The 24,214-nt window shown below is 71.9% G+C and carries 19 protein-coding genes and 1 pseudogene; 14 read left to right on the top strand and 6 right to left on the bottom strand.

From position 1 onward, the window contains the following. Window positions 1-146 precede the first annotated feature (146 nt). The 5 genes from pdhA (ACFYPJ_RS06330) to ACFYPJ_RS06310 all read left to right on the top strand — a co-directional run bounded on the left by pdhA (ACFYPJ_RS06330) (window position 147) and on the right by ACFYPJ_RS06310 (window position 6,161). Window positions 147-1,295, top strand: a complete 1,149-nt coding sequence (gene pdhA / locus ACFYPJ_RS06330; RefSeq protein WP_389011314.1) for a pyruvate dehydrogenase (acetyl-transferring) E1 component subunit alpha — start codon at window positions 147-149, stop codon at window positions 1,293-1,295. After that, window positions 1,292-2,296, top strand: a complete 1,005-nt coding sequence (locus ACFYPJ_RS06325; RefSeq protein WP_389011311.1) for an alpha-ketoacid dehydrogenase subunit beta — start codon at window positions 1,292-1,294, stop codon at window positions 2,294-2,296. Before pdhA (ACFYPJ_RS06330) ends, ACFYPJ_RS06325 begins: the two co-directional genes overlap by 4 nt. Then, window positions 2,296-3,717, top strand: coding sequence for a dihydrolipoamide acetyltransferase family protein (locus ACFYPJ_RS06320; RefSeq protein WP_389011308.1), 1,422 nt, complete (start codon window positions 2,296-2,298; stop codon window positions 3,715-3,717). The genes ACFYPJ_RS06325 and ACFYPJ_RS06320 overlap by 1 nt, the downstream gene beginning before the upstream one ends. A gap of 117 nt (window positions 3,718-3,834) precedes the next feature. Beyond that, window positions 3,835-4,800 (top strand): NTP transferase domain-containing protein, encoded by a 966-nt coding sequence (locus ACFYPJ_RS06315; RefSeq protein ID WP_389011305.1) that lies wholly within the window; start codon window positions 3,835-3,837, stop codon window positions 4,798-4,800. Further along, complete coding sequence (locus ACFYPJ_RS06310) at window positions 4,797-6,161, top strand: molybdopterin molybdotransferase MoeA (protein ID WP_389011302.1); 1,365 nt, start codon at window positions 4,797-4,799, stop codon at window positions 6,159-6,161. Before ACFYPJ_RS06315 ends, ACFYPJ_RS06310 begins: the two co-directional genes overlap by 4 nt. Before the next feature lie 109 nt (window positions 6,162-6,270). Here ACFYPJ_RS06310 and ACFYPJ_RS06305 read toward each other — a convergent pair whose 3' ends face one another. Next, complete coding sequence (locus ACFYPJ_RS06305; RefSeq protein ID WP_389011299.1) at window positions 6,271-7,362, bottom strand: potassium channel family protein; 1,092 nt, start codon at window positions 7,360-7,362, stop codon at window positions 6,271-6,273. Window positions 7,363-7,538: 176 nt separating this feature from the next. On the opposite strand from ACFYPJ_RS06305, the pseudogene ACFYPJ_RS06300 reads away from it, so the two are divergent. Next, window positions 7,539-8,231, top strand: a pseudogene (locus ACFYPJ_RS06300) (potassium channel family protein); the annotation flags it as partial. 180 nt (window positions 8,232-8,411) lie between these two features. Beyond that, complete coding sequence (locus ACFYPJ_RS06295) at window positions 8,412-9,395, top strand: NAD(P)H-quinone oxidoreductase (RefSeq protein ID WP_389011296.1); 984 nt, start codon at window positions 8,412-8,414, stop codon at window positions 9,393-9,395. Window positions 9,396-9,416: 21 nt separating this feature from the next. On the opposite strand, the gene ACFYPJ_RS06290 is transcribed toward ACFYPJ_RS06295, so the two are convergent. Next, on the bottom strand, window positions 9,417-10,052 hold the full coding sequence (locus ACFYPJ_RS06290) for a hypothetical protein (protein WP_389011293.1): 636 nt from the start codon (window positions 10,050-10,052) through the stop codon (window positions 9,417-9,419). Window positions 10,053-10,185: 133 nt separating this feature from the next. On the opposite strand from ACFYPJ_RS06290, the gene ACFYPJ_RS06285 reads away from it, so the two are divergent. Further along, window positions 10,186-10,728, top strand: coding sequence for a bacterial proteasome activator family protein (locus tag ACFYPJ_RS06285; protein ID WP_389011290.1), 543 nt, complete (start codon window positions 10,186-10,188; stop codon window positions 10,726-10,728). A 270-nt stretch (window positions 10,729-10,998) separates the two neighbouring features. On the opposite strand, the gene ACFYPJ_RS06280 is transcribed toward ACFYPJ_RS06285, so the two are convergent. Further along, window positions 10,999-12,639 (bottom strand): protein kinase, encoded by a 1,641-nt coding sequence (locus ACFYPJ_RS06280; RefSeq protein ID WP_389011287.1) that lies wholly within the window; start codon window positions 12,637-12,639, stop codon window positions 10,999-11,001. Between the two features lie 328 nt (window positions 12,640-12,967). Between ACFYPJ_RS06280 and ACFYPJ_RS06275 the strand changes: the two genes are divergently transcribed. Continuing rightward, window positions 12,968-14,545 carry a protein kinase gene (locus tag ACFYPJ_RS06275; RefSeq protein ID WP_389011284.1) on the top strand — a complete coding sequence of 526 codons (1,578 nt, stop codon included), beginning with the start codon at window positions 12,968-12,970 and terminating at the stop codon, window positions 14,543-14,545. 143 nt (window positions 14,546-14,688) lie between these two features. Here the strand turns inward: ACFYPJ_RS06275 and ACFYPJ_RS06270 are convergent, their stop codons facing one another. After that, on the bottom strand, window positions 14,689-15,723 hold the full coding sequence (locus tag ACFYPJ_RS06270) for a phosphotransferase (RefSeq protein WP_389011281.1): 1,035 nt from the start codon (window positions 15,721-15,723) through the stop codon (window positions 14,689-14,691). A 193-nt stretch (window positions 15,724-15,916) separates the two neighbouring features. Further along, complete coding sequence (locus tag ACFYPJ_RS06265) at window positions 15,917-16,576, bottom strand: response regulator (RefSeq protein ID WP_389011278.1); 660 nt, start codon at window positions 16,574-16,576, stop codon at window positions 15,917-15,919. Window positions 16,577-16,900: 324 nt separating this feature from the next. Between ACFYPJ_RS06265 and pdhA (ACFYPJ_RS06260) the strand changes: the two genes are divergently transcribed. From pdhA (ACFYPJ_RS06260) to ACFYPJ_RS06250, 3 genes are read left to right on the top strand one after another with little or no spacing between them, the layout of a single operon-like run. Next, entirely contained in the window at window positions 16,901-18,115 is a 1,215-nt protein-coding gene (gene pdhA / locus ACFYPJ_RS06260) for a pyruvate dehydrogenase (acetyl-transferring) E1 component subunit alpha (protein ID WP_389011275.1), read from the top strand. A gap of 2 nt (window positions 18,116-18,117) precedes the next feature. Further along, the gene (locus ACFYPJ_RS06255; RefSeq protein WP_389011272.1) at window positions 18,118-19,113 is read left to right on the top strand and encodes an alpha-ketoacid dehydrogenase subunit beta; all 996 of its coding nucleotides are present in this window, start codon (window positions 18,118-18,120) and stop codon (window positions 19,111-19,113) included. 10 nt (window positions 19,114-19,123) lie between these two features. Then, window positions 19,124-20,542, top strand: a complete 1,419-nt coding sequence (locus tag ACFYPJ_RS06250) for a dihydrolipoamide acetyltransferase family protein (protein WP_389011270.1) — start codon at window positions 19,124-19,126, stop codon at window positions 20,540-20,542. 138 nt (window positions 20,543-20,680) lie between these two features. Here the strand turns inward: ACFYPJ_RS06250 and ACFYPJ_RS06245 are convergent, their stop codons facing one another. Continuing rightward, entirely contained in the window at window positions 20,681-21,583 is a 903-nt protein-coding gene (locus ACFYPJ_RS06245; RefSeq protein ID WP_389011267.1) for a D-alanyl-D-alanine carboxypeptidase family protein, read from the bottom strand. 506 nt (window positions 21,584-22,089) lie between these two features. Here ACFYPJ_RS06245 and ACFYPJ_RS06240 point away from each other — a divergent pair. Together ACFYPJ_RS06240 and ACFYPJ_RS06235 are read left to right on the top strand one after the other, a co-directional pair. Beyond that, on the top strand, window positions 22,090-22,761 hold the full coding sequence (locus ACFYPJ_RS06240; protein WP_389011265.1) for a GntR family transcriptional regulator: 672 nt from the start codon (window positions 22,090-22,092) through the stop codon (window positions 22,759-22,761). After that, window positions 22,758-24,053: a nitrate/nitrite transporter gene (locus ACFYPJ_RS06235; protein WP_389011262.1), complete on the top strand. Its 1,296-nt coding sequence runs from the start codon at window positions 22,758-22,760 to the stop codon at window positions 24,051-24,053. The genes ACFYPJ_RS06240 and ACFYPJ_RS06235 overlap by 4 nt, the downstream gene beginning before the upstream one ends. Window positions 24,054-24,214: the final 161 nt, after the last annotated feature.

The following is a 24,214-nucleotide window of genomic DNA, read 5'->3' as shown; positions in this document are numbered from 1 at the left end:
GCGTTCATTGCAAGTTGTGGAGAACCGTTTGTCCACAGCCTGACGGTGCCTGTAGCCAAAATGTGTCGGCGACCGAAGAATCGGTGGGTGAGGCGGGTCACGACGACACGCCTCCCGTAGCCACTCCCATGAGGAGGTGTGCCGTCATGACGGTCATGGAGCAGCGGGGCGCGTACCGGCCCTCGCCGCCGCCCGCCTGGCAGCCCCGTCTGGACCCCGCACCGCTGCTGCCCGACGCCGAGCCCCGCCGGGTCCTCGGTACCGAGGCGGCCGCCCAGACCGATCCCGACCTGCTCCTTCGGCTGTACGCCCAGCTGGTGCGCGGCCGCCGCTACAACGCCCAGGCCACCGCCCTCACCAAGCAGGGCCGGCTCGCCGTCTACCCCTCCAGCACCGGCCAGGAGGCCTGCGAGGTCGCCGCCGCGCTGGTCCTGGAGGACCGGGACTGGCTCTTTCCCAGCTACCGCGACACCCTCGCCGTCGTCGCCCGCGGCGTCGACCCGGTCGAGGCCCTTACCCTGCTGCGCGGCGACTGGCACACCGGCTACGACCCCTACGAGCACCGTGTGGCCCCGCTGAGCACCCCGCTCGCCACCCAGTTGCCGCATGCGGTCGGCCTCGCCCACGCGGCCCGCCTCAAGGGCGACGACGTGGTTGCGCTCGCCATGGTCGGCGACGGCGGCACCAGCGAGGGCGACTTCCACGAGGCGCTGAACTTCGCCGCCGTCTGGCAGGCGCCGGTCGTCTTCCTGGTGCAGAACAACGGCTTCGCGATCTCCGTCCCGCTCGCCAAGCAGACCGCCGCGCCCTCCCTGGCCCACAAGGCCGTCGGGTACGGCATGCCGGGCCGGCTGGTCGACGGCAACGACGCGGCCGCGGTGCACGAGGTCCTCGCCGACGCCGTACGGCACGCGCGCGAGGGCGGCGGTCCGACGCTCGTCGAGGCGGTCACCTACCGCATCGACGCCCACACCAACGCCGACGACGCGAGTCGCTACCGCGGCGACGCCGACGTCGAGGCCTGGCGCGACCACGACCCGGTCCTGCTGCTGGAGCGGGAGCTGACCGGCCGCGGGCTGCTCGACGAGGACGGTGTCACGGCCGCCCGCGAGGACGCCGAGGCGATGGCCGCGCGCCTGCGCGAGCGCATGAACCAGGACCCTGCGCTCGACCCCATGGACCTGTTTTCCCACGTCTACGCCACGCCCACCCCGCAACTGCGCGAGCAGCAGGCCCTGCTGCGGGCCGAACTGGACGCCGAGGCAGATGCCGGCCCGGAAGGCGGTCACCGATGACCACCGTCGCCGTCAAGCCCGCCACCATGGCGCAGGCCCTCACGCGCGCGTTGCGCGATGCGATGGCCGACGACCCCGCGGTGCACGTCCTGGGCGAGGACGTCGGCACCCTCGGCGGTGTCTTCCGGATCACCGACGGGCTCGCCCGGGAGTTCGGCGACGAGCGCTGCACGGACACCCCGCTGGCCGAGGCCGGCATCCTCGGCGCGGCCGTGGGCATGGCGATGTACGGGCTGCGTCCGGTCGTGGAGATGCAGTTCGACGCCTTCGCCTACCCGGCGTTCGAACAACTCGTCAGCCATGTGGCGCGGATGCGCAACCGCACCCGCGGGGCGATGCCCCTGCCGATCACCGTCCGGATCCCCTACGGCGGCGGCATCGGCGGCGTCGAGCACCACAGCGACTCCTCCGAGGCGTACTACATGGCGACTCCGGGGCTCCATGTCGTCACGCCCGCCACCGTCGCCGACGCCTACGGGCTGCTGCGCTCCGCCATCGCCTCCGACGACCCGGTCGTCTTCCTCGAACCCAAGCGCCTGTACTGGTCCAAGGACACCTGGAACCCGGAGCAGCCCACGGCCGTCGAACCGCTGGGCCGCGCGGTGGTGCGGCGCCCCGGGCGCAGCGCCACGCTGATCACGTACGGGCCGTCCGTGCCGGTCTGCCTGGAGGCCGCCGAGGCGGCACGGGCGGAGGGCTGGGACCTCGAAGTCGTCGACCTGCGTTCCCTGGTGCCGTTCGACGACGAGACGGCCTGCGCGTCGGTCCGGCGGACCGGCCGCGCGGTCGTGGTGCACGAGTCGGGCGGGTACGGCGGGCCGGGCGGGGAGATCGCGGCGCGGGTCACCGAACGCTGCTTCCACCATCTGGAGGCGCCGGTGCTGCGGGTGGCCGGGTTCGACATCCCCTATCCGCCGCCGATGCTGGAGCGGCACCACCTGCCCGGTGTCGACCGGATCCTGGACGCGGTGGCGCGGCTGCAGTGGGAGGCCGAGGGCTGATGGCACAGGTGCTGGAGTTCAAGCTGCCCGACCTCGGTGAGGGGCTGACCGAGGCGGAGATCGTCCGCTGGCTGGTCGAGGTCGGTGACGTGGTCGCCGTCGACCAGCCGGTCGTCGAGGTCGAGACGGCCAAGGCGATGGTCGAGGTGCCGTGCCCGTACGGCGGTGTGGTCACGGCCCGCTTCGGCGAGGAGGGTGCCGAGCTGCCCGTGGGGGCGGTGCTGCTGACGGTCGCGGTGGGGGCGGACTCCACGGACGCTCCGGGCGGCGAGCCGGAGGGTTCGGGGAACGTCCTGGTCGGCTACGGCACGGGGGCGCCTCCGGCACGGCGGCGCAGGGTGCGGCCGACGCTCGGTGGGACGGCGGCGTCCGGTGGGACGGCGGCGTCCGGTGGGACGGCGGCGCTCGGCGGGGCCGCGGCGTCCGGCACGGTCGCCGGTACCGGTGCGGTGGCCACGGCACCCGCGCGGGGGGCCGCCCGCCCCGCAGACGGCCCCGTACCCGTGATCTCCCCCCTGGTCCGCCGGCTCGCCCGGGACAACGGGGTGGATCTGCGGCAGCTGACCGGCTCCGGTCCCGACGGGCTGATCCTGCGCGCGGATGTCGAGCACGTACTCCGGGCCGCCGCGACGGGCGGCTCGTCCACCGCGGGTGCGACCACACCGGCCGCCGGAACCGCCCCCGCTCCTCTCACCCCGGTGGCGGCGGGACCAGCCCCGGCAACGGCCGCCGCGGCCACCCGCATCCCTCTCAAGGGCATGCGCGGGGCCGTCGCCGACAAGCTGTCCCGCAGCCGCCGGGAGATCCCGGACGCGACCTGCTGGGTGGACGCCGACGCGACCGAATTCCTCGGCGCGCGGGCGGCGATGAACGCGGCGGGCGGACCGAAGATCTCCGTCCTCGCGCTCCTCGCCCGGATCTGCACCGCAGCCCTGGCCCGGTTCCCCGACCTGAACTCCACTGTCGACACCGAGGCCCGGGAGATCGTCCGGCTCGACCGCGTCCACCTCGGATTCGCCGCACAGACCGAGCGCGGCCTCGTCGTGCCCGTCGTACGCGACGCGCACGCGCGGGACACCGAGGGCCTGACGGCGGAATTCGCCCGGCTGACCGAGGCCGCCCGTGCCGGCACGCTGACCCCCGCAGACCTCACCGGCGGCACCTTCACGTTGAACAACTACGGAGTGTTCGGCGTCGACGGCTCCACACCGATCATCAACCACCCCGAGGCGGCCATGCTGGGCGTCGGCCGCATCGCCGCCAAACCCTGGGTGCACGAGGGCGAGCTGGCCGTGCGGCAGGTCGTGCAGCTCTCGCTCACCTTCGACCACCGGGTCTGCGACGGCGGCACCGCGGGCGGCTTCCTGCGGTATGTCGCGGACTGCGTGGAACAGCCGGCGGTGCTGCTGCGGACGCTGTGACCGCGCGGTGATCAGGCGGCCGGGCGGCCGACCCGAGCGCTCCGTCTTGGCGCTGCCCGCGGATCACGTCCGCCCGGATCGTTTCCCTGTGATCAGCGCGGCACGCATACTCGGGGTGTGACCGACAACGTTCCCGCCGCCGGGACGGCGGAGCCGTACGACGCCGTCGTCCTGGCGGGCGGTGCTGCCCGGCGGCTCGGCGGGGTCGACAAACCCGGCCTCCGGGTCGGCGGGCGGTCCCTGCTCGACCGTGTGCTGGCCGCCTGCGCCACCGCCCGCAGGACCGTCGTCGTGGCCGGCCCCCGCCCCACCGCGCGCCCCGTGCGCTGGGTGCGCGAGGAACCTCCGGGTGCCGGTCCGGTCGCCGCACTCGACGCCGGGCTGCGGCACACCGCAGCGGAGTACGCGGTCGTACTCTCCGCCGACCTGCCGTTCCTCGCAGCGGCCACGGTGGACGGGCTGCTGACGGCCCTCGTGTCCTCCGGTGCCGAGGGGGCGCTGGTCACCGACGCGGACGGCCGCGAGCAGCCGCTCGTGGCCGCGTACCGCACGAGCGCGCTGCGCCGCGGACTCGCGGCGCTCGCCGACGCGCACGGCAGCCTCACCGGACTGCCGCTGCGCAGGCTCACCGGCGCGCTCGACCTCACCCGCGTCCCGGACCCGCTCGCGTCCTTCGACTGCGACACCTGGGACGACATCGCCGCCGCAAGGGCACGGATCAGGGAGCATGAACACGTGTTGGATGAATGGATCTCCGCAGTCAAGGACGAGCTGGGCATCGACCTGGACGTCGACACCGGCGTGCTGCTCGACCTGGCCCGTGACGCCGCCCACGGGGTCGCCCGCCCCGCCGCACCGCTGACCACCTTCCTCGTCGGCTACGCCGCCGCCCAGGGCAAGGGCGGCCCCGAGGCCGTCGCCGACGCCGCCCGCAAGGCCGCCGCGCTGGCGCTGCGCTGGGAAGAAGAGGCCGAGCAGGCGCAGGCCGCGCGGGCAGCCGAACCGGCGGAACGCAACGACACCGCGCAGGCCGGGGCACCGCGCCCCACCGACCAGCCCGACCCGGGCTCGCACGCCGGATGACCGCCCGCGGCATCCGGGCCGACGGGCCCGCCGAGGACACCGACGACCTCGACGTCGAGGAGGCGCTCGCCCTCGTGAGGGAGCACAGGCAACCCAACAGTCCCGGTGACGGCCACGGCTCCGCCTCCGCAGGTCAGGTGCCCGCCCCGGCAGACGAGCACCGGGCCACCCCCTGGCGGCGGGCCCGGGAGATCGCCGCGCGGGCCGCCCGGTCCGGTTCCCGCCGCGCCCCGGTCTCGGTGCCGCTCACCGGTGCCCTCGGCCTGGTTCTCGCCGCCCCGCTCGACGCACTCAGCGACCTCCCCTCCTTCGACACGTCCGCGATGGACGGCTGGGCGGTCGCCGGGCCCGGCCCCTGGATTGTCCGGGACGAGGGCGTCCTCGCCGGCCAGACACAGCCCGAGCCGCTGACCGACGGCGAGGCGGTGCGTATCGCGACCGGTGCCCGCGTCCCGGCCGACACGACCGCGGTCCTGCGCTCCGAACACGGCCGCACCGACCCCAAGGGACGCCTGCACGCCGGCCGCGAGGTCGGCCACGGCCAGGACATCCGCCCACGCGGCCAGGAGTGCCGTACCGGCGACCAGCTGCTGCCCGTCGGCACCCTGATCACCCCTGCCGTCCTGGGCCTCGCCGCCGCCGCCGGGTACGACACCGTCACCGCCGTCCCCCGCCCGCGTGCCGAGGTGTTCGTCCTGGGCGACGAACTGCTCACCAAAGGGCTGCCGCACGACGGTCTGATCCGAGACGCGCTCGGCCCGATGCTGCCGCCCTGGCTGCAGGCGCTCGGCGCCGAGGTCATCGCCGTGCGGCGGCTGGGCGACGACGCGCAGGTCCTCCGGAAGGCCATCACCCTCTCCGACGCGGACCTCGTGGTCACCACCGGCGGCACCGCGGCCGGGCCGGTCGACCATGTCCACCCCACGCTGACCCGCATCGGCGCCGAACTCCTCGTCGACGGGGTCGAGGTGCGCCCCGGCCACCCCATGCTGCTGGCCCGCACCAAGGAGAACCAGCACCTCGTCGGTCTCCCCGGAAACCCTCTGGCGGCCGTCTCGGGCCTGCTCACCCTGGCCGAGCCCCTGGTGCGCACCCTGGCCCTCCACCCCGCCCCCGAGCCGTACGCGCTGCCCTTGTGGGAGGCGGTGCACGGGCATCCGCATGACACCCGGCTGGTCCCCGTCGCGGTGCGCGGTGACCGTGCCGTGCCACTGCACTACAGCGGTCCGGCCATGCTGCGCGGTATCGCCGCCGCCGACGCGCTGGCGGTCGTGCCGCCGGGCGGGGCCGAACAGGGGCAGGAGACGGAACTGCTCGACCTGCCGTGGGCATCCGCGGGGATCGGGGTGTGTTTCACGTGAAACGTCCCCGTCCCGGCAGCGTGATCTGACGATCTTCGTCCCCGCCCCGCCAGCCTTCGTACTCGCCCGCCAGCCTTCGCCCTCGTCCGCCAGCCCTCGTCCTCGCCCGTCAGTAGCTCGGCACAGCACGCTGGATGGTGATCAGCCGGTCGCCGTGCTCAAGGGTCTCCACCCTCGGGTCGGCGTAGTCCAGCACCTCTTTGCCGCGCACGACGGCCACGACGAGATCGTCGCTGCGGCGTGGTGATTCCCCTACCTCGGCCGAGGCCACCGGGCGCTCGATCAGGTCCAGTCCGCTGCCGGAGGTCATGAGGTCTTCCAGGACGTCGGCGCTGTGCGGGCTGGACATGGCCACCCCGAGCAGCTTGCCGGCGGAACTGGAGCTGGTGATCACCGTGGTGGCGCCGCTCTGCTTGAGCAGAGGCACGTTCTCGTCCTCTCGGACGGCCACGACGATGGCCGCCCGCTTGTTGAGCTGCCGTGCCGTCAGGGTGACCAGGGCGGCGGTGTCGTCGCGTTGCGGGGTGATGATCACTTGGGCTGCCCTCTGCAACTCGGCTTTCCGCAGCGTGTCGGTACGGGTGGCGTCACCCTGCACGGAGAAGAGGCCGTCGCTGCCGGCGGCGTCCACCGCCTTCTCCTGCGGGTCGACCACGACGATCTGGTCCTTCGGGGTTCCCTGCCCGAGCAGCGTCTCCACGGCGTGCCGGCCCTTCGTGCCGTAGCCGACAACGACGACATGGCTGCGGGTGCGTGCGCGCCACCGTTCGATCCGGACGTGCTGCCGGGTGCGCTCGGCGAGGACTTCGAGGGTCGTACCGATCAAGATGATCAGGAACAGCACACGCAGGGGTGTGATGACGAAGATGTTCCTGATGCGGGCGCCGTGGGCCACCGGGGTGATGTCGCCGTACCCCGTGGTGGACAGCGTGACGGTCGCGTAGTACGCGGCGTCGATGAAGTCGACCTTGCCGTCGGCGTTGTCCCGGTATCCGGCCCGGTCGAGCCAGACCACCAGCGTGGTGACGACGAGCACGATCAGCGCCATCGCCAGGCGGCGGAGCACCTGTTGGAGGGGCGGCACGGTGACGCCGACCGGCAGTCTGACGGACTGGTCCTCCTCGGCCCGTGACCAGTAACGCAGGGACCGCAGGATCGGAAGGCGGCCTCGGCCGGATGCCGGCTGCCTGGGGGAACTCATCCGGTGCTTCCTCTGCGGTCGACGTCGCGGATCTAGAGGACCATGTTCCGTGCAGGAGCGGGAGAAACATACTTGTCCACCCCGGCAGACCGGTCGGCCACCGTCCACATGACGTGGGTGACCCTGCCACACGGGGGTAGCCGTGGGCAGACACGAGCCAGTCACTTTCGGGAACGCGCTGGAGGGCCACCTTGCGGGATCACACGGTCGTCATCGGTTTCGGCACGAAGGGGCGGTCGGCGATTCGGACCGTCTGTGCGACCGGCCTGAAGAAGGATCAGGTCGTCGTGGTCGATCCCAGTTCCAAGGCGGTCGAGGCGGCGACCGCCGAGGGGTACGCGGGCGTCGCCGGCGACGGCACGCGCAGCGAGGTGCTGAAGCGGGCCGAGGTGCACAAGGCCCGGCAGGTCATCATCGCCCCGCAGCGCGACGACACGTCCGTCCTCGTCACGCTGACGGCCCGGCAGCTCAACCCCGGCGCCAAGATCGTGGCCGCGGTGCGTGAGGAGGAGAACGCGCCGCTGCTCAAGCAGTCGGGCGCCGATGCCGTGATCACCAGCGCCAGCGCGGCAGGCCGTCTGCTCGGCCTGTCCGTGCTCAGCCCCGCCGCGGGCATGGTCATGGAGGATCTCATCCAGCAGGGCATGGGGCTCGACATCGTCGAACGCCCGGTGGTCAAGGCCGAGGTCGGCAAGAGCCCGCGGCAGACGGACGACCTGGTGGTGAGCGTCGTACGCGGGCACCGGGTGCTCGGTTACGACGATCCGTCCGTCGGAGCCCTCCAGCTGACCGACCGTCTGATCACGATCGTCCGGGCGTCGCCGACGCCCCGGATCGCGCCCGGAATCCGCCACTTGCCCCGGGCCTGAGCCGGGAACACCGGGCCTGAGCCGGTAACGCTGGGCCTGAGCCCTGAACACCGGACCTGAACGGACAGCCGGGGCCCGGAGGCAGGTCTGTGCGGTCGGCCGGGGCCCGGAGCCTGGTCCCGTGGACTGTCGGAGCCGTGTCGGGGACCCCGCCCAGGGCGGAGGAGTAGCGTCCGGGGCATGCATGCGATCACGATTCCCGAACCTGGTGGTCCCGAGGCGCTGGTGTGGAGCGAGGTGCCCGATCCGGCACCTCCCGGCGAGGGCGAAGTGCTGGTCGACGTGGTGGCGGGCGCCGTCAACCGCGCCGACGTCCTGCAACGGCAGGGCTTCTACAACCCGCCGCCCGGCGCCTCCCCCTACCCCGGTCTGGAGTGCTCCGGCCGGATCGCCGCGATCGGGCCCGGCGTCACCGGCTGGGCCGTCGGCGACGAGGTCTGCGCGCTGCTGGCCGGCGGCGGCTACGCGGAGCGCGTCGTCGTCCCGGCGGGGCAGTTGCTGCCCCTCCCCGAGGGCGTCGACCTCAAGCAGGCCGCCGCGCTGCCCGAGGTGGTCTGCACGGTCTGGTCCAACGTCTTCATGATCGCCCAGCTGCGGCCGGGGGAGACGCTGCTCGTGCACGGCGGGTCCAGCGGCATCGGCACGATGGCGATCCAGCTGGCCAAGTCGGTGGGCGCCAAGGTCGCCGTCACCGCGGGCAGCAAGAAGAAGCTGGAGAGGTGCGCCGAACTGGGCGCGGACATCCTGATCAACTACCGGGAGCAGGACTTCGTGGCCGAGCTGGAACGGGCCACGGACGGCGCGGGCGCGGACGTCATCCTCGACAACATGGGCGCCAAGTACCTGGAGCGCAATGTCCAGGCGCTCGCCGTCAACGGGCGGCTCGCGGTGATCGGACTGCAGGGCGGCGGCAAGGGCGAGCTGAACCTCGGCGCGCTGCTGGTCAAGCGGGCGGCGATCAGCGCGACCTCGCTGCGGGCCCGCCCGCTCGCCGAGAAGGCAGCCATCGTGGCGGCGGTACGCGAGCATGTGTGGCCGTTGTTCGGCTCGGGTCAGGTCCGTCCGGTCGTCGACCGTGAACTGCCGATGTCGCAGGCTGCCGAGGGCCACCGGACGCTGGAGGCGAGCGACCACATCGGCAAGGTCCTGCTGGTCACGCCGTAATCCTCACGCCGCCCCGGCCCCTCAGCCGCGCCGCACCCGCAGCCCCAGGAAGGCGAGGCCGAGGCCCAGACCGATGAGGATCAGTCCGCTGCCCAGGGGCAGCAGCCGCATGGCGGGCTCGGTGGCGGACTCCCCTCCGTCGCCGGCGATGCCCGGGTTCGCGGCGTCGGCCGACGGGGTCGCCGAGGGGAGCCGGCCGGCTGCCTGGGGCGACTGGGAGCCGACGGGGTCGGTGACGCCGTCGCCGTCGTCGTCCTCGTGCGGATTCCGCGGGCCGGTCTGCCGTGGCGAGGCGTCGTCGTCTCCGTCTCCCTCGCCTTTCCCGATCTCCTCGTCGGCGTCGTCGGCGCCTTCCGTGCCGTCCGTGTCGTCCGTGTCGTGCGTGCGATCCGGGTCTTCCTTGCCCTTGGTGGGGACCGCGGGGCCGTCCGGGTGATCCGGCCGTGGCAGCGCTCCGCCCGTACGGCTCCCGGCCGGGGACGGCTCGGCGGAGGTCGAGGGGTTCGCGGAGTCCGCGGGCGCGGCCTCGGGTTCGTACGCGGTGGCCGTGCCGCACGGCACCAGGACCGCCGCCAGCACCAGCAGCAGCCGCGCGAGGCGGAGCGTGAAACGCAGCCATGGAGCCACGTCGGTGACCTCCCGGAACCCAGTCGTCAAGATCAACACTGCCAAGCCTCACATGTCGCTTCAATCCCGGCATTCCGCACTCCGCCGACAGGTCTAACGGGCGGATCAGGAAGATCAGGGGGCGCCAGGACGGTGAGCTGCGGGCGTGCGAGAGAATGGCGGCATGGAGATGCCGAGGAACGAAAGGTCGCCCGAGAACCCCCAGATCCTGGTCGTGGGCCAGGACGGCATGGCTCTCGGTGGCGGCGGAGACGACGACTCGCGCGAGATCCCGGTGACGGAGCAGGTCGAGCAGCCCGCCAAGGTCATGCGGATCGGAAGCATGATCAAGCAGTTGCTCGAAGAGGTGCGCGTCGCTCCCCTGGACGAGGCGAGCCGTGCCCGGCTCAAGGAGATCCACCGCAGCTCGGTGAAGGAACTGGAGGACGGTCTCGCCCCGGAGCTGGTCGAGGAGCTGGAGCGGCTCTCCCTCCCCTTCACCGACGGGGCGACGCCCAGCGACGCCGAACTGCGCATCGCGCAGGCCCAGCTGGTGGGCTGGCTTGAGGGTCTCTTCCACGGGATCCAGACGACGCTGTTCGCCCAGCAGATGGCCGCCCGTGCCCAGCTGGAGCAGATGCGTCGTGCGCTGCCGCCGGGTGTGGGCGGGGCCGACGTCTCCGAGGACAAGCACCTGGGCGGCCGTGCGGGCGGACCGTACCTGTAGACCGCCGCTCCCCGAGGGGCCCGGCCACGCCGCCGGGCCCTCGGCCCGCGGGGCCCGTTCGGGCCTGTACGGCTCGCACCGTCGGTACGGCCTGCACCACCTGCACGTCCTGCCCGAACCGTCCGCCCGGACTCAGCGCCGCGCCGCTCAGCCGCTCAGCCGCTCCCGGACCCCGATCGCCGATCGCCGATGGCCGATTCCCGATCGCGGCCCCGCCCCGCGCGGCCTCTGGCCCGTGGGCCTCCGCCCCGCAGCCTCCGCCCCTGCGGCTCAGCCCGTCGCCGGATCGCCCGTGGAGATCTTGAGCTGGATCATCGGCATGTCCCGCGGGTCGACGTCCGTGCCGGCTGCGGGGAACTGGTCCATGACCGTGCCCTCGCCGTAGGTGTTCTCGTCGACCTGGATCTCCTGCATCTTCCAGCCCGCGTTCTGGAAGCAGGCTTTGACCGACCTGACGTTCTTGAACTTGAAGCTGGGGACCTGGATCTTGTCCGGGTCCTCGTAGGACTCCCGCGGTTCCGAGCACTCGGTCGCGTCCATCGTCTTCGACGGGTCCGGGCCGCGATGGCCCACCGCCTGCGACGCGGGGGCCGAGGTACCGGTGTCGCCGCCCTTGGCGGCGTCGTCACCGCCTCTGTCGTTCAGCACCAGGGCGACGACCAGGGCGACGACCGCGACGAGGGACACCGCGATCGAGCCGATGACCACCGGTCTGCTCCCCTTGCCGCCGTCCGGACCCGGTGACGGGTGCGCGGACGCGGTCGGCAGGTCGTACGGCGCCGGGTTCGGGGCAGCCGGGCCGTACCCGGGCGGAACAGGCGCCTGGTAGCCGCCCTGCTGCGGGTGGCCGTACGCCGGGGAGGGGGCCGGTGCGCCGCCGTACGGGTTCGGGGCCGGGGCGGGCTGGTAGGGCGTCTGCACCGGGCCGGCCGGCGCCGGTCCCGTCCGGTCGACCGGCGGGAACACCGCGGAGCCGACCCCGGCGCCGCTCTGCGGCGGGGTCCCCGGGACGATGCTCGGCGGGGCCGCCTGACAGGACGCGGCGACCCGCAGGCACTCGTCGCGCATCGACTCGGCGGTCGGGAAGCGTTCGTTGGGGTTCTTCTTCAGCGCCCGGGAGACCAGCGCGTCCACCGCGGGCGGCAGCGCGCGGTTGACCGCGGAGGGGACGGGCGGCGCCTCCTCCACGTGCGCGTACGCGATGGCCAGCGGCGAGTCCGCGTCGAACGGCAGCCGCCCGGTGACCAGTTGGAACAGCATGATGCCGACCGAGTACAGATCGGAGCGGGCGTCCACGGCGCGGCCGAGCGCCTGCTCGGGGGAGAGGTACTGCGGGGTGCCGACGACCATGCCGGTCTGCGTCATGGAGGTGACGCCGGACTGCATGGCGCGGGCGATCCCGAAGTCCATCACCTTGACGACGCCGCGCTTGGTCATCATCACGTTGCCGGGCTTGATGTCGCGGTGGACGAGGCCCATCTCGTGGCTGATCTCCAGCGCCGCCAGCACATCCGCGGTGATCTTCAGCGCCTTGTCGGCGGGCATCGCGCCCTGCTGCCGTACGTCCTCCAGCAGCACCGAGCCCAGCGGGCGGCCCTCGACGTACTCCATGACGATGTACGGCATGGTCATGCCGTCCACGTCGTCCTCGCCGGTGTCGAAGACGGAGACGATGTTGGTGTGCGTGAGCTTCGCCACGGCCTGCGCCTCGCGGCGGAAGCGCTCGCGGAACGCCTGTTCCCGGCCCAGTTCGGTGTGCAGCGTCTTGATCGCGACCTGACGGTCCAGCACGGCGTCGTACGCCAGGTGCACGGAGGCCATGCCGCCCTGGCCGAGCAAGTCGCGCAGCTGGTAGCGGCCGCCGGCCAGCGCCCGCCCCGCATACCGGCCCTGCGGGCCGTCCTGGCTCATCTTTCCGCGTCCCCCACCGCGCCGTCGGCGCCCCGTTGATCGAATGTGCCATTCGCGGCCAAGTCTGCCGAAGGGCACTGACACGTCAAGGTCGGTGCCCGTTCCGTGACCGTACGCGAAAGAAGCGTCGCGGAAGCGTTACCGCAGTTGTACGACCGGTGCACGTAATTTGCACGACGGTATGGTCAACGGGTTTCATGGCCGGTCCGTCTTCGGGTCGGCAGGGGCAGTGGTCCGGGGCCGGAGGCTTGCGCGGAGGCTGTAGCGTGGCCGACGGAGACCGGGACAACACCGCGCGCACCGCGGGCAGAAACGACGGCGAGGACCGATGGCACAGACGCACAGCGCCCAGGGCCCGTCCGACCCCGAGGCGACTGGCGGCGGAATGTCAGACGCGCCGGAGATGTGGGGCAACGGAGGGCTCGTCGGCGACGGCCGGTACCGCTTGACCCACAGACTCGGGCGGGGCGGCATGGCCGAGGTGTTCGCCGCCGAGGACGTGCGCCTCGGACGCACCGTCGCGGTCAAGCTGCTCCGCTCCGACCTGGCCGAGGACCCGGTCTCCAAGGCCCGTTTCACGCGCGAGGCGCAGTCGGTGGCCGGGCTCAACCACCATGCCATCGTCGCCGTGTACGACTCCGGCGAGGACGTCGTGGGCGGCCAGTCCGTGCCGTACATCGTGATGGAGCTGGTCGAGGGCCGCACCATCCGCGAACTTCTGATCAGCGCCGAGGCGCCCGGCCCCGAACAGGCTCTGATCATCGTCTCCGGGGTCCTGGAGGCGCTGGCCTACTCGCACCAGCACGGCATCGTCCACCGCGACATCAAGCCGGCCAACGTCATCATCACCGACAACGGCGCCGTCAAGGTGATGGACTTCGGCATTGCCCGCGCCCTGCACGGTGCGTCGACGACGATGACGCAGACCGGCATGGTCATGGGCACCCCGCAGTACCTGTCGCCGGAGCAGGCGCTCGGCAAGGCGGTCGACCACCGCTCCGACCTGTATGCGACCGGCTGCCTGCTGTACGAACTCCTCGCGCTGCGGCCCCCGTTCATCGGCGAGACCCCGCTCTCGGTGGTCTACCAGCACGTCCAGGACCTCCCGACGCCCCCGTCACAGATCACCGCCGGCTCGCCGCCGGAGCTGGACGGCCTGGTGGTGCGCTCGCTGGCCAAGGAGCCTGACGACCGTTTCCAGACGGCCGAGGAGATGCGCGGACTCGTTCAGTACGGCCTGCAGATGCTGTACGAGCAGGGCAGCCACACGGGCACCTGGAACACCGGCCCGGTGGAGCTGCACGAGGGCCGGCACACCCCGGCGGGCGGCTTCGCGGGCACGACCGCGATGCAGCACCCCGGCCAGTACGGCGCAGGCACCGCGCAGATCCCGCAGCCGATCCTGCCCTCCGGGTACGGAGACGGCGACGAGGGCGGTTTCGAGGGGCGCGGCAACAAGGGCAGCGGGCGGGGCAAGCTGTGGATCCTGGCCGTGCTCGCCGTGATCGCCGTCGCGGCGGGCGTGGCGCTGGCGCTGAACCACACGGGTGGCGGTGGCGGTCAGGGCGGCAACGACACCTCGCAGTCGCCGACCACCTCGCCGTCCGCCGAGCACGAGTCGGCCAGCAAGGGGCCGAGCGACGAGGCGAGCGACCAGACGGACGACACTCCTACGGACGACTCCACCCACTCGGACAGCGGTTCCGGCTACTCCCCGTCGCCCACACCGTCGTTCAGCCCGTCCGAGAGCGCGAGCGGCGAGACGAGCCCGACGCCCTCGAATCCGCAGCCCAGCCAGGAGCCGACGAACCCGGGGACCCCGACGGAGCCGGAGCCGTCGCAGACGGCGACCGACCCGGGCGGCACGGCCGAGGGAGCCACCGGCCTGCCCGGCGAAGGTCTCTGAAGGACGTCGCCCGCGTAGGCCGCGCCGTTCCGGGCGGCCTCCCCGCGCGCGTGGGAGCGCAACGACGCTCCACGCGCGCGTACTGCTCGCCGGGCCCGCCGGGTCCACGGCGTCCGCGTGGCGTCGGATCCCGCCCATGCCACTCATGCCACGAAGGCGTCGCACACGGCGTCGTACTCCCGTGTCCACCACACCGCCAGTGCCGAGGCGGCCGGGAACTGGGGGTCGGCGCGGGTGTCGCCGCGCTCGTAGTGCCAGCGCAGCATCCAGAAGTCGTTGAGCCTTTCCCACCACACGCGGTGCACGGCCGCGGCGAGCTGTGAAGGCGTGGCCCCGGCCGCGCGCCGGTACGCGCGCGCGTACGCCCGCACCTTCGGCAGGTCGAGGGTGCCCGCGGGCCGGACGAAGAAGATCGCCGCTGCGCGGACGGCCTCCTCGGCGCGGGGCTGCACGCCGAGCCGGTCCCAGTCGACGATCGCGGCGGGCGCGTCCCCCTTGTAGAGCAGGTTGAACGGATGGAAGTCGCCGTGCACCCAGCCCACCGAGCCGCCGCGCGGCGGCCGCCGGTCGGCGTGCTGTTCGAGCAGCGCGCGCCGCTCCAGGAGGCGGTGTCTGGCCAGCTCGTCGAAGGCGTCGGACGGACGGTGGCGGCGCACCTGGGCGAGCAGGTCGTCGATGAGGCTGAAGGTGGCGGCGGGGTCGGCGCTCTCCACCGGATGCGGGCTGGTGGCGGGCCGGGTGCCCGCCTTGGGCGGCATCACGCGCTCCAGGCAGGCGTGCACGGCTCCGAGGAGCGCCCCGAGCCGGGTGCACTGGCCGCGGGTGAGCTGGCCGCCGTGCCGGTGCCTGCCGTCGATCCAGGGGTGCAGGGCGTAGGCGTGGCCGCCGACCACGGCGACCGTGCGGCCGTCGCGGTGGGCGAGCGGCGGGGCGACCGGGACGCCGAGGTCGGCCAGGCGCTGGGTGGCCCGGTGGCGGCGCTCGATGGCGGCGGGGTCGGCGGTGTCGGGGTCGAAGTGGTGCTTGAGGAAGTAGCGGCCGCGGGTGGTGCACAGGCGGTAGCCGCGGTTGAGGAGGCCCTGGTCGACGGGCTCGCAGGTGAGGGGCGAACCGGCGGAGTACAGGCGCAGCAGGGCGCCCAGCGGGGGCGCGTGGGATGGTACACATGAGCGCGGCACGCGGCAGATGCTAGGGCACAGAAAGGGCCGGTGAGCTGGGCCTTGTCACACGCAGTCGCATTCGTTCACAGTACGTGCTCGAAGTGACGTGCTCCGCGCGCGTGGGGTCCCCGGCACGTTCACCGCACGGCCCTGTTGTGGAGGACGTGCTCCGCGCGCGTGGGTGTCCCGCGCGGTGGCCGGCGCGCTGGTGTCAGTGCCCCTGTGCCTGCATCCGGGCCACGTACGCGGCGGCTTGGGAGCGCCGGCGCATGCCGAGCTTGGCGAGCAGGCTCGACACATAGTTCTTGATCGTCTTCTCGGCGAGGTGCAGCCGCTCGCCGATCTGGCGGTTGGTGAGGCCCTCGCCGATCAGGTCGAGGATCCGGCGCTCCTGGTCGGTCAGGCGGGCGAGCCGGTCGTCGGCGCGGGCCGTGCCGCCGCCGCGCAGCCGCTCCAGGACCCGTGCGGTGGCCACCGGGTCGAGCAGGGACTTCCCCGCGGCGACGTCCCGCACGGCGGCCGGCAGTTCATGGCCGCGGATCGCCTTCAGGACGTATCCGGAGGCGCCCGCCATGATCGCGTCGAACAGGGCCTCGTCGTCGGCGAACGAGGTCAGCATCAGGCAGGCGACGGAATCGTCCCGGGACCGGATCTCACGGCACACCTCGACGCCGCTGCCGTCCGGGAGCCGCACGTCGAGCACCGCCACGTCGGGCCGGGTGACCGCGATCCGGGACAGCGCGTCGGCCGCCGTGCCGGCCTCGCCGACCACCTCGATGTCGTCCTCGACCGAGAGCAGTTCGTGCACCCCGCGACGGACGACTTCATGATCATCCAAGAGAAATACCCGGACTTTTCCCTCTTCGCGCACGGGATAAGTGTCACATACGAAGTCTTCCCGTGGGCCGGGTGGCCGGGATAACGTGCCGTTGCTCCGGCCTCCTGCAAGGCTGTGACCAGCGTCCTTCCAGTCCGCGTCGATTTACTTGGATATCCAAGCAAAAACGCAGGTCAGGGGGGGTTTCACAGATATGTGGCGCACTGGGTAACGTGACTTCTGCAGGGCGCTCGCCGGGGCACCTGTCCCGCCTGTTCCCGGCCGAGCGGCACCCACCCCGTGCCCGGTGGTCTGGAATCGGTGAGCCGCACTGGTTACCCGGCAACCCCGGGAGCCGGACCGACGGAGGAGCAACACGTGACCGTGGACAGCAGTGCCGCGCGCAAGCCGCGACGCAGCGCCGCACGCAAGGCCGGCACCACCGGCACCACCCGAACCGCCAGCACCACTGCACCGCAGAGCGCCGAACCCGAGCTGGTTCAGCTGCTGACCCCCGAGGGCAAACGCGTCAAGTTCGCGAAGAACGCGAAGAACGCCAGGAACGCGGAACTCGCCGGGTATGTCGCCGACATCTCCCCCGAGGAGCTGCGCGGCCTCTACCGCGACATGGTGCTCACCCGCCGCTTCGACGCCGAGGCCACCGCCCTCCAGCGCCAGGGCGAACTGGGACTGTGGGCCTCGCTGCTGGGCCAGGAGGCCGCCCAGATCGGCTCCGGCCGGGCCACCCGGCCGGCGGACTATGTCTTCCCGACCTACCGCGAGCACGGCGTGGCCTGGTGCCGCGGCGTCGACCCGACCAACCTGCTCGGCATGTTCCGCGGCGTCAACAACGGCGGCTGGGACCCGAACAGCAACAACTTTCACCTCTACACCATCGTCATCGGCTCCCAGACCCTGCACGCCACCGGCTACGCGATGGGCGTCGCCAAGGACGGCGCGGACAGCGCGGTGATCGCCTACTTCGGCGACGGCGCCTCCAGCCAGGGCGACGTGGCCGAATCGTTCACCTTCGCCGCGGTCTACAACGCCCCGGTGGTGTTCTTCTGCCAGAACAACCAGTGGGCGATCTCCGAGCCGACCGAGAGGCAGACCCGCGTCCCGCTCTACCAGCGCGCCCAGGGCTACGGCTTCCCGGGCATCCGGGTGGACGGCAACGACGTGCTGGCCTGCCTCGCGGTCACCCGGTGGGCGCTGGAGCGCGCCCGCAATGGCGAGGGCCCGACGCTGGTCGAGGCGTACACCTACCGGATGGGCGCCCACACCACCTCCGACGATCCCACCCGCTACCGGCACGACGACGAGCGCGCCGCCTGGGAGGCGAAGGACCCGATCCTGCGCCTTCGCCGCTATCTGGAGTCGTCAAACCACGCGGACGAGGGATTCTTCACGGAACTCGACGCGGAGAGTGAAGCGTTGGGCAAACGAGTACGCGAAGCGGTCCGTGCCATGCCGGACCCGGACACCTTCGCCATCTTCGAGAACGTGTACGCGGACGGGCATGCGCTCGTCGACGAGGAACGAGCCCAGTTCGCCGCCTACCAGGCGTCGTTCGCGGACTCAGAGGGGGTCTGATCATGGCAGTGGAGACCACGGCCACCAGGAACTTGCCGCTGGCCAAGGCGATCAACGAGTCGCTGCGCCGCGCCCTGGAGGCGGACCCCAAGGTCATCGTCATGGGCGAGGACGTCGGCAAGCTCGGCGGTGTCTTCCGGGTCACCGACGGCCTGCAGAAGGACTTCGGTGAGAGCCGCGTCATCGACACCCCGCTCGCCGAGTCGGGCATCGTCGGCACCGCGATCGGCCTGGCCCTGCGAGGCTACCGCCCGGTGGTGGAGATCCAGTTCGACGGTTTCGTCTTCCCGGCCTACGACCAGATCGTCACGCAGCTCGCGAAGATGCACGCGCGCTCGCTGGGCAAGGTCAAGCTGCCCGTCGTGGTCCGCATCCCCTACGGCGGCGGCATCGGCGCGGTCGAGCACCACTCCGAGTCCCCCGAGGCCCTGTTCGCGCACGTGGCGGGCCTGAAGATCGTCTCCCCGTCGAACGCCTCGGACGCCTACTGGATGCTCCAGCAGGCCATCCAGAGCGACGACCCGGTGATCTACTTCGAGCCCAAGCGCCGCTACTGGGAGAAGGCCGAGGTCAACACCGAGGCGATCCCGGACCCGCTGCACAAGGCGCGGGTGGCGCGCGAGGGCACCGACCTGACCCTCGCCGCGTACGGGCCGATGGTGAAGCTCTGCCACGAGGCCGCCGCGGCGGCCGCCGAGGAGGGCAAGTCCCTGGAGGTCCTCGACCTGCGCTCGGTCTCCCCCCTGGACTTCGACGCGATCCAGGCGTCGGTCGAGAAGACCCGCCGTCTGGTCGTGGTGCACGAGGCACCGGTGTTCTTCGGTTCGGGCGCGGAGATCGCCGCCCGGATCACGGAGCGCTGCTTTTACCACCTGGAGGCCCCGGTCCTGCGGGTGGGCGGCTACCACTCCCCGTATCCGCCGGCCCGCCTGGAAGAGGCGTACCTTCCGGACCTGGACCGGGTGCTCGACGCCGTCGACCGTGCCCTGGCGTACTGAGGAGAGGGTCGTGACGACGATGACGGACGCGTCCGTACGCGAGTTCAAGATGCCCGACGTGGGCGAGGGACTCACCGAGGCCGAGATCCTCAAGTGGTACGTCCAGCCGGGCGACACGGTGACCGACGGCCAGGTGGTGTGCGAGGTCGAGACCGCCAAGGCGGCCGTCGAACTCCCCATCCCCTACGACGGTGTGGTCCGCGAACTGCGCTTCCCCGAGGGCAGCACGGTCGACGTGGGCACCGCGATCATCACGGTGGACGTGTCGGGCGGCGCGGTCGTGCCGGCTCCCGCCGCCCCGCAGGAGGCGGAGCGGCCCGCGGCACCCGAGGCGGCGGTACCCGAGGCGGAGCCGGAGGCACCGGTCCGCAAACCGGTCCTCGTCGGCTACGGCGTCGCGGCGTCCGCCACCAGGCGCCGCCCGCGCAAGAGCACCGAGACCGTCGCCCAGGAGGCGGCCGCCCGGGCGATCCAGAACGAACTGAACGGCCAGGGCGGCGCCGCGCCGGTCGTGTCGCCGCGCCCGCTGGCCAAGCCCCCGGTGCGCAAGCTCGCGAAGGACCTCGGTGTCGACCTCGCGACGGTGACCCCGACCGGCCCGGACGGCGTCGTCACCCGCGAGGACGTGCACGCGGCGGTGGCCGTCACGGCACCCGTCCCCGCCGCCCCGGCCCTGCCCACGGCGCCCGTCCCCGCCCTGGCCGCCCCGGTGGTGAGCCACGACGGCGCGCGGGAGACCCGTATCCCGGTCAAGGGGGTGCGCAAGGCGACCGCGCAGGCCATGGTCGGCTCGGCGTTCACGGCGCCGCACGTCACGGAGTTCGTGACGGTGGACGTGACCCGCACGATGAAGCTGGTGGAGGAGCTGCGGCAGGACAAGGAGTTCGAGGGGCTGCGGGTCAATCCGCTGCTGCTCGTCGTCAAGGCCCTCCTGGTCGCCGTCAAGCGCAACCCCGACATCAACGCCACCTGGGACGAGGCGGCGCAGGAGATCGTCCTCAAGCACTATGTGAACCTGGGCATCGCGGCGGCCACCCCGCGCGGTCTGATCGTCCCGAACATCAAGGACGCGCACCTCAAGACCCTTCCGCAGCTGGCGGCGGCGCTGGGCGAGCTGGTGTCGACGGCCCGCGAGGGACGGACGGGTCCGGCCGCGATGCAGGGCGGCACGGTGACCATCACCAACGTCGGTGTCTTCGGTATCGACTCCGGCACGCCGATCCTCAACTCCGGTGAGTCCGCGATCCTCGCGGTCGGTGCGATCAAGCTCCAGCCGTGGGTCCACAAGGGCAAGGTGAAGCCGCGGCAGGTCACGACCCTGGCCCTGAGCTTCGACCACCGACTGGTCGACGGCGAACTGGGCTCCAAGGTGCTGGCCGACGTGGCGGCCGTCCTGGAACAGCCGAAGCGCCTGATCACCTGGGCGTGACCCGGCCGGCCACCTGGGCGTGACGCGCCCGGCCGGTTCCGGAACGACGAAGGCCCGCCGCTGGTGGCGGCGGGCCCCTTCGTCTGGCGCTGTCGGCCCTCGGGCGTCAGCCCACGTCCGGTGACCGGTGGTCGCGTCCTAGCCCAGCCGGGCGAAACCGTAGTTGAGGAGCTTGGTGGCGTCCGTGCTGCGCTGGGTGGCGCTGGAGGAGGCGAGGACGGTGCCGATGACCGTCTTGCCGTTCCGGGTGGCCGCGAAGACCAGGCAGTACTTGGCCTCGGGACCCGAGCCGGTCTTCACACCGATCGTGCCGCTGTAGCTGTTGAGGAGCGTGTTCGTGTTGGTCCACGCCCCCATCGTGCGGGTCCCGCCGGTCTTGGTGACCGTCTTCGCCGTGTACTTCTTCGTCTTGACGACGGTGCGGAACATGGAGTTCTTCAGCGCGCTGCTGGCGAGCTTCGTCAGGTCGCGCGGCGTCGAGTAGTTGGCGCCGCTGCCGATGCCGTCGAACGAGTCGAAGTGCGTGTTCGTCAGACCGAGGCTCTTGGCGGACGAGTTCATCTTGCCGATGAACGACTTCACGCGCGCGGCCCGCGTCGTGCCCGAACCGAACTTGTCGGCGAGCGCGTAGGCGGCGTCGCAGCCGGACGGCAGCATGAGGCCGTACAGCAGCTGGCGCACGGTGACCTTGTCACCGACGATCAGGTGCGCCGAGGAGGCGTTCTTCGACACGATGTAGTCGCTGTACGCCTTCTGGATCGTGACCTTCGCGTCCAGGTTCAGGTTTGACTGCGCGAGCACGACCTTGGCGGTCATTATCTTCGTGGTGGAACCCGTCGAACGCCGGGTGTCCGCCGTCTTGCTGAGCAGCGTCTTCCCGTTCGCGTTGTCCATGATGTAGCCGCCCTTGGCCACGATCGAGGGCGCGGTGACGGCCTGTGCGGGTGCCGCGGTGAGGGCTCCGGTGGCAAGCATGGCGCCGGACGTGACGGCGACGGCGACGGCCTTGCGCATGCGGACGCCCTTGATGCCGTTTATCAAGTTAGGTACCCCGACTTGTAGTGAATACGCCTGATATGCGGCCTGATTTGAGTGGCGAAAAGCCAAGGCCGCATGTGTATGACACCTCAAGGCCGCAGAAGGTTGTGCCCTGACGCCGATATTTTTGAGAGCTTTCTGTGAAGGGAGGGCGTGTGGCGGGCAGCTGGGGTGTGTGACCGCAGGGCGTTCCGGGGTGCGGCTGTGGGGCGTCCGGGGGCGTGACTGCGGGGTCGTGCGGGGTGTGACTGCGAGGTCGTACGGGGTGGGACCGTGGGGTTGCGTGGGGAGTGGTCGTGGGGTCGTGCGGGTGCGGGGCGAGAGGTCCGGTTCGAGGTGGCGCGGGTCGGGTGGTGCCGGCCGGGTTCCGCAGAGTGCGTCCGGGGTGAGGCGCCCGAGGCGGGTGTTCCGGACGGGCGTGCGAGGTGGGGCGCGGGAGGCGGTCGGTGCGCTGGTCCGGATGGTGGACGGAACATGTCATGCGTACGTGATGTATCTATGCTGTGCGCATGCCTTCAGCGCCGCCCGCCCCGTCCGCTCCCGTGAAACAGCCCCCCGCCGCCGACCGCGTCTACGCCCACGTCAAACAGGGCGTCCTCGACCGCCGCTACGAGGGCGGCACTCTGCTCACCGAGGGCGAACTGGCCGAGGCCACCGGGGTCTCCCGCACCCCGGTGCGCGAGGCGCTGCTGCGGCTCGAAGTGGAAGGTCTCATCCGGCTCTATCCGAAGAAGGGCGCCCTGGTGCTGCCCGTCTCCGCGCAGGAGATCGCCGATGTCGTGGAGACCCGGCTGCTGGTCGAGGAGCACGCGGCGCGCAAGGCCGTACCCGCTCCGCCCGGGCTGGTCGAGCGGCTGTCCGAACTGCTCACGCAGCAGAAGGAGCAGGCGGCCGCCGGTGACCTGGCCGCCGCCGCGGTCACCGACCGCAGCTTCCACGCCGAGATCGTGCGCAGCGGCGGCAACGAGATCCTCTCCCGCCTCTACGACCAGCTCCGCGACCGCCAGTTGCGGATGGGCGTCGCGGTGCTGCACTCCCACCCGGACCGGATCGCCAAGACCCTGGCCGAGCACGGGGAGATCCTTCACGCGCTGCGTTCGGGAGACGCGGAGGCGGCCGTCGAGGTCGTGCACCGGCATGTGAGCTGGTTCTCGCACCTCGCCCGGGGTGAGGTGCGGTGAGCAACGCCACCCTCCCGGGCGACCCGCCCGGCGGTCGCCGCGCGATAGCGGTCTGGTGCATAGGCGTCTCGGTCTACTTCGTCGCCGTGATCTTCCGTACGTCGCTGGGCGTCGCGGGTCTGGACGCGGCCGACCGCTTCCACGTGAACGCCTCCGCCCTGTCGACGTTCTCGATCCTCCAACTCCTCGTCTACGCGGGCATGCAGATACCCGTGGGCCTGCTGGTCGACCGGCTCGGCACCAAGAAGGTGCTGGGCATGGGCGCCGTGCTGTTCACGGCGGGCCAGCTGGGCTTCGCCCTGTCACCGTCGTACGGCACCGCGCTCGCCTCGCGCGCGCTGCTCGGCTGCGGTGACGCGATGACCTTCATCAGCGTGCTGCGGCTGGGCAGCCGCTGGTTCCCGGCCCGCCGCGGTCCCATGGTCGCCCAGCTCGCCGGGCTGGTCGGGATGGCGGGCAACCTGGTCTCCACCCTGGTGCTCGCCCGGCTGCTGCACAGTGTCGGCTGGACCGCGGCGTTCGCGGGCAGCTCCGTGGCCGGCGCCGTCTCCTTCGTCCTGGTGCTGCTGTTCCTGAAGGACCACCCGGAGGGCCACGAGCCGGAACCCTTCCCGCACCGGGGCTCCGCCTACGTACGCCGGCAGATCGCCGCGTCCTGGCAGGAGCCCGGGACCCGGCTGGGCCTGTGGGTGCACTTCACCACCCAGTTCCCGGCGATGGTGTTCCTGCTGCTGTGGGGGCTGCCCTTCCTGGTCGAGGCGCAGGGGCTCAGCCGCGCCACGGCCGGTGAACTGCTGACCCTCGTCGTCCTGTCCAACATGATGGTCGGGCTGGTCTACGGCCAGATCGTCGCCCGGCACCACGCGGCACGGCTGCCGCTGGCCCTCGGCACGGCCGCCGCGACCGCCTTCATCTGGGCGGCGACCCTCCTCTACCCGGCCGAACGGGCGCCGATGTGGCTGCTGGTGGTGCTGTGCACGGTGCTGGGCGCCTGCGGCCCCGCCTCGATGATCGGTTTCGACTTCGCCCGGCCCGCCAACCCGCCGGAGCGGCAGGGCACGGCGTCCGGGATCACCAACATGGGCGGCTTCGTGGCCTCGATGACCACCCTGTTCGCGATCGGTGTCCTGCTCGACGCCACCGACGACAACTTCGCCGCCGCCTTCTCGGTCGTGTTCGTCCTGCAAGCGGTCGGCCTGAGTCAGATACTGCGGCTGCGCAGACGGGCCGCGCGCCGGGAGCGGGAACGGCTGGTCGCCAGCCGGGTGGAGACGGTGCACGTCCCCGCCTGAGACGGCTCGCCGACCGCGCACAGCGTTACGTGGATGTCATCGCACGCAACGTCATGCCCGGTAATTCATGACCGGCAGCCTGTAATCCACAACCCATAATTCCATAATCTGTAACTCATGACCCTATGAAATTCACCGGCGCCGGTATGTCCGTACTTCCA

Origin of the sequence: Streptomyces sp. NPDC006012 (assembly GCF_042871185.1) — a bacterium.
Taxonomy (GTDB): domain Bacteria; phylum Actinomycetota; class Actinomycetes; order Streptomycetales; family Streptomycetaceae; genus Streptomyces.
Note: the sequence above shows the minus strand (reverse complement) of the source record. Positions and strands in the feature narration are given on the sequence as shown.

What these genes read in the sequence shown, in the direction of transcription:
- pdhA (WP_389011314.1), top strand. Translation starts at nt 147, where the DNA reads ATGACGGTCATGGAGCAGCGGGGCGCGTACCGGCCCTCGCCGCCGCCC.
- ACFYPJ_RS06325 (WP_389011311.1), top strand. Translation starts at nt 1,292, where the DNA reads ATGACCACCGTCGCCGTCAAGCCCGCCACCATGGCGCAGGCCCTCACG.
- ACFYPJ_RS06320 (WP_389011308.1), top strand. Translation starts at nt 2,296, where the DNA reads ATGGCACAGGTGCTGGAGTTCAAGCTGCCCGACCTCGGTGAGGGGCTG.
- ACFYPJ_RS06310 (WP_389011302.1), top strand. Translation starts at nt 4,797, where the DNA reads ATGACCGCCCGCGGCATCCGGGCCGACGGGCCCGCCGAGGACACCGAC.
- ACFYPJ_RS06305 (WP_389011299.1), bottom strand. Translation starts at nt 7,362, where the DNA reads ATGAGTTCCCCCAGGCAGCCGGCATCCGGCCGAGGCCGCCTTCCGATC.
- ACFYPJ_RS06295 (WP_389011296.1), top strand. Translation starts at nt 8,412, where the DNA reads ATGCATGCGATCACGATTCCCGAACCTGGTGGTCCCGAGGCGCTGGTG.
- ACFYPJ_RS06285 (WP_389011290.1), top strand. Translation starts at nt 10,186, where the DNA reads ATGGAGATGCCGAGGAACGAAAGGTCGCCCGAGAACCCCCAGATCCTG.
- ACFYPJ_RS06280 (WP_389011287.1), bottom strand. Translation starts at nt 12,639, where the DNA reads ATGAGCCAGGACGGCCCGCAGGGCCGGTATGCGGGGCGGGCGCTGGCC.
- ACFYPJ_RS06275 (WP_389011284.1), top strand. Translation starts at nt 12,968, where the DNA reads ATGGCACAGACGCACAGCGCCCAGGGCCCGTCCGACCCCGAGGCGACT.
- ACFYPJ_RS06255 (WP_389011272.1), top strand. Translation starts at nt 18,118, where the DNA reads ATGGCAGTGGAGACCACGGCCACCAGGAACTTGCCGCTGGCCAAGGCG.
- ACFYPJ_RS06240 (WP_389011265.1), top strand. Translation starts at nt 22,090, where the DNA reads ATGCCTTCAGCGCCGCCCGCCCCGTCCGCTCCCGTGAAACAGCCCCCC.